The organism is Elusimicrobiota bacterium, assembly GCA_040757695.1.
GTDB lineage: Bacteria > Elusimicrobiota > UBA8919 > UBA8919 > UBA8919 > JBFLWK01.
On record JBFLWK010000247.1, the window covers coordinates 1 to 1,177 of the forward strand.

The following is a 1,177-nucleotide window of genomic DNA, read 5'->3' on the forward strand; positions in this document are numbered from 1 at the left end:
TACTATTTAGTATTGAAAAATTTTTCTTACGTAAAATTAACGAGATTAAATAAGCAGAAACAAATGGAAGTTAATTATTAACACACCTTACGCAAGGTTTAATTTTCATTGGGAAGTACGCATGAAACTTAGTTATTTCAAAAAGACAAAGAAGATTCACTTGTGTAATCAAAACCTTGGGTAACTTCAGTTATTAAGAAATTTAATTAGCGAAACAGAACCGAGGAAAGACTTGAGTTTATGTAGTTCCCCTTCTGCGTTTTGTTTTGTCAAAGTGCAATCGAACTGCACAATTTGCCCAGCTAAATTTTGAAAAATTATTTTATAGTTAATGAAGCTCTCTTTTTCACTCCTAAACTGGAAAAAGGTCGTATTAGATTTTTTGAAGGTACCGATTGCAAGTTTGTCTTTTTTAAGTTTGTTGCTGAGTAGATTCTTATAGAGATTAATTTTCATCTGGACGTTTATATTAGTATCCGGATAATTAACTTCGCCAATACTTAACAATGAAAAAGTTGAATCGCTAAAGAATAGATAGACCGGTTGATACTGAAAATTTTTGGCTTCACCGGTGTTTAGTTTGTTCCGGGACTCGATTTTCTTTGATAACTCTGCAGATTGAAAAGCCCATCCGTTAGGCGGCTGGAACGAAATACCAAGATTTTGATCGGTTATTTCGGCAGCTAATTTGGATTTATCAATTACAAAAAAATTTGATGCGTCGGAATCTCCAGGTTCATCTTTGCCGCACTTCATTAATATAAGAGTAAACGTAAGAATCAGGAGTATTTGAGATGCTTTTTTCATTTAATAGATATTTGTAGAGAAACTTATTGAAACCTGAGAACAAATTAAAAAAAATTTCCGAAGTATAAGAGTGATTTTTACAATAAATCGTCAATTCATTTGATGTTATAAAGTTAGATACATATTTTTGTAGTGTAATTTAGAAAAAACATGAAATTTATAGATTTCCATAGAATCACCGGCAGAAAGAATCTGCGCAATTACCTTTCCTCACGCTTCGAGCAAGTTTTTTAATCTTGTTTAACCTCCGCTATTTTAAATTTTTATAACCTTTTACCCGGGAGGATACCGTTATGGTTAACTTATATAAGCAAGATATTTCAAAACAAATCACCGCAAAAAATGTACATGAAGTTTTACGCGGAACCAT

1 protein-coding gene is annotated in these 1,177 nt (G+C 31.9%); it reads right to left on the reverse strand.

Annotated elements, in window-relative coordinates; translation table 11 throughout:
* Positions 1–186: 186 nt before the first annotated feature.
* Positions 187–807, reverse strand: a complete 621-nt coding sequence (locus tag AB1349_14530) for a hypothetical protein (GenBank protein ID MEW6558542.1) — start codon at positions 805–807, stop codon at positions 187–189.
* Positions 808–1,177 lie beyond the last annotated feature (370 nt).